A 6,898-nucleotide genomic window follows, 5' to 3' on the forward strand; every position below is an offset into this window, starting at 1 on the left:
GACTGACGAAGTCAGTTACCTATACCTACGGCAAGGTGACGTTGACGTGGTTTAAATTTGACTTTCGAAGAGTATTACTCTCTCTTGTCACTGCTTTCTATTCTACCATAAAGTCCAGCCTTTGAAGAACTTTTACTAGAATACAAGGCTTCTGTCTCTATTTACCATCTTAAGCATCAAAAAAGAGGGAAGCTCCCTCTTTTACAAATTCAATGCTGCTAGGGTATCCAAATACTGGTTGTTGATGACCGCCAAAATATAGGTATCTGCCTTCAAGAGGTCATCTGGTCCAAATTCAACATCCAATGGGGAATTTTCCTGCTCTCGGAAGCCCAAAATATTCAGATTATATTTGTCACGGAGGTCTAATTTACTCAGACTTTGACCTGCCCAAGACTGAGGAATTTTCATCTCCACAATAGAGACATTTTTATCCAACTGAAAGACACCAACACTATTATGGAAAAGAATGGTATGTGCTAGAGACTGCCCCATTTCATACTCTGGCGAGACAACCGAGTCAGCTCCAATCTTTTCTAGCACTTTCTTAGCAGTCTGACTTTTGACCTTAGCAATAACAGTCGGTACCCCCAAACTCTTACAGTGCATAACCGCAAGCACACTCGACTCCAGATTTCCACCTGTCGCGACGACAACGGTATCGCAGGTATCAATCCCTGCTGATCTCAATAATTCTTCATCTGTGATGTCACCAATCACTCCACGCGCCAAAACTGGCTCAAACTGATTGATGCGCTCTGCGTGGTCATCAATAGCGATAATATTCATATCCTGCTTGGCTAGGGCAGCTAGGACACTGCTCCCAAAAATTCCCAATCCTAAAATTCCAATCGTACGATCTGACATTCTCTTTCCTTTCTTAACCAATACTAATATCTGCTTTCATATAGTGAATCATATCTTTCTTTTCTGGATGGTAATCTGCCAAGCTAACAAACAAGGTCAAGGGACCAATTCGTCCCATAAACATAAGTGGCATGATAACACTGAGAGCCAATTTCCCAAGATCAGAAGTCAAATTTGCCGTTACACCAACTGTACTAAGAGCTGAAATGGTTTCAAATATGAGGTGGATAAAGGGAGGATTGCCTTTGGCTGTCATCCCTAGCAGAATCAATCCTACCAAGAAGCTCATCAAAAAGATAATAAAGACACTAAAGGATTTTTGAACCGTTCGCGGCGCAATCGTTCGTCTCGCAACATTGGCATGAGGCAAGCCCAAAAGCTCACTTCGCGCAAAGACCAAGAGGACAAAAAATGTCGTAATCTTGAGCCCCCCAGCCGTTCCCCCAGGTGCCCCACCTAGAAACATCTGTAAGATATAAATCAAAAGAGTCACAGGATGAGCCTGAGTATAATCTATCGTAGAAAAGCCTGCTGTTCGCATCGTCACTGTTTGAAAAAAGCTAACTAAAACCTTATCGGCAACAGGGAGATTGCCAATCGTTCCAGCATTGTTCCACTCAAGAAAGAGAGTAGTTGCCGTTCCAAATAACAACAAACCTAGAGTCAATAATAGTACAAGCTTCGTATGAAAGTGCAGGCGCCCTTTTTTCTTTCTTCCTACATGACCAGCCAAATCAAACCAGACCATAAAGCCAAAACCACCTGTAATAATTAAGCCTGCAATCACCAGATTGACCAGTAAATCGGTCTGAAAAGCAAATAAACTGGTGCTCCCCAAATTATCAAAACCTGCATTACAGAAGGCGGATATAGCTAGAAAAATGGAACTAAAAAGACCGCGCCCCCAGCCAAGTTGTGGAACAAAACGAAAACTGAGGAATAGAGCTCCCAAACCCTCAACTAGAAAAGTTGTGAGAAAAATAGAATGGACAAACTTTCTCAAAGATCGAGTTTCTCCATAACTAAAACTATCCTGAATAGTTGCACGGCTACGAAGACTAAGCTTTTGCTTGCTCTGGATATAGAAAACTCCAATAAAGGTCATGAGTCCTAGACCACCGATCTGAATCAAGAGCAAACAGATTATTTGACCCCAGATATTATATGTGTGAGCTACTGGAAGGGTTGAAAGACCTGTCACACAGACTGCAGAGACAGCAGTGAAAAGATGATCAAAATAAGTCGCTCGTGAGCTTTCAACTTGGACAAAGGGCAAGCTCAAAAGAAGAGAGCCTAGTAAAATGACCAAGGCAAAACTCAAAAAAATACGACGGGCTGGCGATAAACGAGATAAGCCTAGCTCTATTTTTTCCTTAGATAATTTGAATAACATGTTTCCATTGTACCATAAAACAAAAGAAATATCTCAAATAGGAATGGACAAAACATCGCGTACGCTTATCCTAAAAAAGAGGTTATCCAAACTCGTCCATTTCTAGAAACGTCTAAAAACTACCGACTTCCTATTTTATTCGGCAAAAAATAATCATCAATCAAGCTTTTAAAGTTCTCCTTCACTAAGATAAGAAACTGCCGAGAAAAGCGACTAAAGTTGCACAACACTTGCTAAACTCAGTTCTAACGCCTTCTCAAAAGCTTCCGATCCCCAGTCACGACTATCGTACTGGTCCAAGTCTGCTAAGGAATCAGCTGTGAACAACAATTCTCCCCAGAGAACCCCTCGCAGTTGGGCTACTGCCACAAGCGCAGAACACTCCATCTCCACAACAGCACAGCCCTCTTCCTTACGATAAGCCACCTTTTCAGCCGTTTCTCGGTAAAAACCGTCTGTCGTCCAGGTCAGGACTTCTTCATAGGGAATCCCTCTGACTTCCAAAACTTGCTCAATGGCAGCAATAGCCTCTGGCTGCATTTCCATATAACGAGAAGGTGCCACATAGTGGTAACTGGCTCCTTCATCTCGCAGAGCGCGAACAGGGACTAGAAAGGCATTTTCCTCTATATCGGCTAGCACACCACAGGTACCTGTGGAAATAATCTGCTCCACACCATAGCCAATCAACCAATCCATAAACTGGGCTGCTGGAGCTGAACCAACAGGAGCCTGAGCCAGACAAATCTCCTCGCCTTTGTAGTTCACGACATAGACTGGATAGGTCTTGGTGGCTGAAACGAATTCGCCGACACAGTCCGCCCCTACTTCCCTCGCATAGCGGTCAATCTCTTCACCTAAAAATGCATAGACACATTTCTTGGGCAAGTGCAAGTCCAGCCCCTCGTGATTGGGCATGATAACCGCCTGAGGATTATCATCAAACTCTAAAATGGGAATCGCATGTTTCTGAATCATAACCCACCTCCTCTAATTTTGTACTATTGTATCAAAAACTGACAAAGTGTCAAGGAGGAAGCTGATGAACTGAGGAAAAGCTAATACTAGAATAAAAACCACTTTCTACAATTGATGCTCTGATTTTCATCACATCCTGTCTATCGAGCTAAGCAAATACGAGTCACAATTCCATCTGAGTCTGTGATTTCCAATTGGCTCGATGTCATCCATTTGATTGGTGCGTCAACTTCTTGTGCTCGTTGGGCAATCGTTAACAGTTCTTCTTTATGTGCGACTTCGATGACATAGTAGGCTAAACCTGGTAAGCCTTGCTTACGCGAATCCAGACCTTTTCCTCCCCATTCGTTAACTGCTAAATGATGATGGTAATCTCCAGCCGCAATCCAACTAGCGCTAGGCACACTGAATTTATCCTCTAGCCCTAACACCTTTTGATAAAACTGGCTGGACTTTCGACTATCCTTGACGGAAAGATGAATATGCCCCATTCTCGTACCTTCTGTCAAGATAAAGGGCTCTACTCTTTCCCCCAACTCATAAATGTCCTGCGCCGCAAGAGCCTCCGTCACTCCGATAATGCGTCCATCTTCTCGAATATCCCATGTGGAAACCGGCTTATCTCGATAGAGTTCAATGCCATTTCCCTCCAAATCTTCCAAGTAAATAGCTTCACTGTAACCATGGTCTGCACCGCCGACAAGAGGAATCTGTAAATCTGTCAGGTGTTTCAAGACATCAGCCAAAGCCTTGCGTGTGGGCAAGAGAATGGCCAAATGGTAAAGACCACAATGTTCCCTCACTTCTCCGCTCTCTTGTGCTTGAATCAGCTGTACCAAGACTTTTCCACCAAGGCCTAGAATGGACTCTGTCTCAGTTTGAGATAAGATTTCTAAACCAATAACTTGCTGATAAAAGGCTGTTTGACTGGCCAAATCCTTTACATTTAAAACTGTCTCTGCCAAATAAATGTGACTCTTGTATTCATAGGTCATAAATGGTCCTCTTTTCTCGTTGTAATTATTACAACTATTGTATAATTTCCATCAAGAAAGTCAAGCCAGATAACTCAAAAATAACACCATTTCAGGATAATATAAAGTAAATCATTTCATAATAAAACGCATATTATCAAACTTTTCATCACCTGACAATATGCGTTATTTTAATTTTAAAGACTTTTTGACCAGCTTTTTTATTTCACAACAAGTTCATAACGTGTCTTACTGGTGAAGGTTTGACCAGCTTTAAGAATGACTTGGTCTTTGAGGTCGCTGTGAATGGCATCTGGTAAAGCTTGCGCTTCAAGGGCAATCCCATTGTGCTGCACCATTGGCTGACCAGCCACAAGTACACTCTCATCCACAAAGTTTGCTGTGTAGACCACAAAGCAAGGAGTTTCTGTCTTGAAAAGCAGGAAGCGACCTGAATTTTGGTCATAAAGGAATCCAGCATTGTCATGGCCTACAGGAAGGGCAAATGGGTGATCCAAACCTGATGCCAGCTGGATTTGCTCATCTTCTTCTGCAAAGATATCCTTCAACAAGGCACCATTGTAGATGTGTTTGACCACATCACGGTTGGCTTCTGGAGTTTTGGCAGGAACACCATCGGGAGCGATTGGGTAAATACCCTCTGTATTTAGTTGGAAGACATGACGGTCAATCGTCTGCGTGAAATCACCAGACAAGTTGAAATAGCTGTGGTTGGTTGGATTGACCAGCGTATCCTGATCGGTCGTCACCTTGTAGCTGATTTTATAGGCACCAGTTTCTTCCAAGTGATAACTGATCCAAATCTTGAGATTTCCAGGGAACCCTCCTGTCCCATCTGTACGCTCTGTGTAGAGAGTCAAGCCATGATCGCTTACTTCTTCAACTTCAAACAAGCTGGAATCCCAACCAGTTGAACCACTGTGATTACAGTTGCTAGCATTATTAACCTCAAGGTCATAGGTCTTACCATTGAGCTCAAAGGTCGCACCTGCAATACGACCCGCTACAGGACCTACACTTGCTCCATGCTTGGGACTATTGCCTACATAACTATCAAAGTCATCAAATCCCAAGATAACATTGGCAAAATTTCCAGCCTTGTCAGGTGCGACATAGCGCAAGATGGTCGCACCATAAGTCATAACCTCAAGTTGGTAGCCACCGTCTGTCTCAAATCGATAGGCCAAGACATCCTCGCCCTCAACATTTCCAAATACACGCTCTGTGTATGCTTTCATTCTGTTCTCCTTTTACTATTTCTCTCAAGCAAACAAACCATAGAAAGCGTACTGACAATCTATGGTTTATCTGATAATTTACAAATCCTCTTGTCAAGAATTCATAAACACTGTCTTACTTTTGATATTCGTGAATTATGACACCTTGTACTACACGGTTTACTGTACCTGTAGGAGACGGTGTATCTGGTTTATTTTCTACCTTGAGTGAAGTCAATAGGGCAAAGAGTTGGGCATAAACGATGTAAGGGAAGACACGGTAAATATCATTCAAGACACCGCCACAACCAAGGGCCACTTCTTTGACATTTTCAAGACCAAAAGCTTGATCACTCAAAAGCACAACACGACGAGCAATCTGGTCACCAGCAACTTCACGAACCAAGTCCAAGTCGTACTTACGAGTGTAGTCTGTCGTTGTACCAAAGACCAAAACAACTGTATTTTCGTTGATAAGAGATTTTGGACCGTGACGGAAGCCAACTGGGCTTTCATACATGGTCGCAACTTGACCAGCAGTTAATTCCAAAATCTTGAGCTGAGCTTCATGAGCAAGTCCAAAGAAAGGACCAGCGCCTAGATAGATGACACGGTTAAAGTCTAAATCAACGAGCTCTTTGACATCTTCTGCCTTGTCTAAAACTTTACGGGCAAGACTAGATACAACTTCAAAACGTTCAGACTTAACAGCAAATTCTGTAGGATCAAAGACCAAGAGAGCTGTCAACATCATAGACGTAAAGCTAGAAGTCATGGCAAATCCAGCATCATTAGAGACAGCTGGTTGCAAGAGCAAGAGATTACGGTCATCACCGTGAGCTTGAAGAGCCAATTTACCATCTGCTGCACAAGTAATCGTCACTTGATAAAGCTCATCCACCAAGGATTTGGCCAAATCAACAGTCGCCACACTTTCAGGCGAGTTCCCACTACGAGCAAAAGACACAAGGACAGTTGCCACATCTTTTTTCAAATAGGTTGCTGGATTGGCAACGATATCTGTTGTCGCAATAGCATTGAAATTCCATTTGCGTTCGTCATAGACTTCCTTAAAGTAAGGTAGCAAGGTATCTCCCACATAAGCAGAAGTCCCAGCACCTGTCAAGATAACCTTAATATAGTCATGTTTATCAGCGATTTCTTGTAGGAAGGCTGCAATTTCTTCACGTTTTGCTTGGTAAAATTCAAAAGCTTCTCTCCATACATCAGGCTGTTGGTAGATTTCACGCGTAGTGATTTCTGCACCCAATTCGAGCAAGTCTTCTTTTGTATAATGTAGCATTGAGTTCCTCTTTTTCTATTAAATATGGGAATGGGAGTAAGCTCCATTCCCATGTATATTTTATATAAAATGCTCTAACGATTTTCACGTTGTCACATGAATTGAATCGAGTTCCAACTAAAATCTGTAGGAAACTAGCCGCAGG

The 6,898-nt window shown here is 42.6% G+C and carries 6 protein-coding genes; all 6 read right to left on the bottom strand.

Features of this window, described 5'->3' with window-relative positions:
* Positions 1-201 precede the first annotated feature (201 nt).
* Positions 202-867: a TrkA family potassium uptake protein gene (locus tag HT669_RS10575; RefSeq protein WP_001283900.1), complete on the bottom strand. Its 666-nt coding sequence runs from the start codon at positions 865-867 to the stop codon at positions 202-204.
* Between the two features lie 13 nt (positions 868-880).
* A complete protein-coding gene (locus tag HT669_RS10580; protein ID WP_000897723.1) occupies positions 881-2,260 on the bottom strand; it encodes a TrkH family potassium uptake protein in 1,380 nt (459 codons plus the stop codon).
* A 213-nt stretch (positions 2,261-2,473) separates the two neighbouring features.
* Positions 2,474-3,238, bottom strand: a complete 765-nt coding sequence (locus tag HT669_RS10585) for a nucleoside phosphorylase (RefSeq protein WP_000614982.1) — start codon at positions 3,236-3,238, stop codon at positions 2,474-2,476.
* 140 nt (positions 3,239-3,378) lie between these two features.
* Positions 3,379-4,233, bottom strand: coding sequence for a VOC family protein (locus tag HT669_RS10590; protein ID WP_000220708.1), 855 nt, complete (start codon positions 4,231-4,233; stop codon positions 3,379-3,381).
* A gap of 200 nt (positions 4,234-4,433) precedes the next feature.
* Positions 4,434-5,471 (bottom strand): aldose epimerase family protein, encoded by a 1,038-nt coding sequence (locus tag HT669_RS10595; RefSeq protein ID WP_000649432.1) that lies wholly within the window; start codon positions 5,469-5,471, stop codon positions 4,434-4,436.
* 115 nt (positions 5,472-5,586) lie between these two features.
* Entirely contained in the window at positions 5,587-6,753 is a 1,167-nt protein-coding gene (locus tag HT669_RS10600) for an SIS domain-containing protein (RefSeq protein ID WP_000903556.1), read from the bottom strand.
* Positions 6,754-6,898: the final 145 nt, after the last annotated feature.

The sequence above is a fragment of the Streptococcus sp. 2100 genome, from assembly GCF_013276335.1.
GTDB lineage: Bacteria > Bacillota > Bacilli > Lactobacillales > Streptococcaceae > Streptococcus > Streptococcus pseudopneumoniae.

Coding starts and splice junctions, on each gene's coding strand:
- HT669_RS10575 (WP_001283900.1), bottom strand. CDS start 867: ATGTCAGATCGTACGATTGGAATTTTAGGATTGGGAATTTTTGGGAGC.
- HT669_RS10580 (WP_000897723.1), bottom strand. CDS start 2,260: ATGTTATTCAAATTATCTAAGGAAAAAATAGAGCTAGGCTTATCTCGT.
- HT669_RS10585 (WP_000614982.1), bottom strand. CDS start 3,238: ATGATTCAGAAACATGCGATTCCCATTTTAGAGTTTGATGATAATCCT.
- HT669_RS10590 (WP_000220708.1), bottom strand. CDS start 4,233: ATGACCTATGAATACAAGAGTCACATTTATTTGGCAGAGACAGTTTTA.
- HT669_RS10595 (WP_000649432.1), bottom strand. CDS start 5,471: ATGAAAGCATACACAGAGCGTGTATTTGGAAATGTTGAGGGCGAGGAT.
- HT669_RS10600 (WP_000903556.1), bottom strand. CDS start 6,753: ATGCTACATTATACAAAAGAAGACTTGCTCGAATTGGGTGCAGAAATC.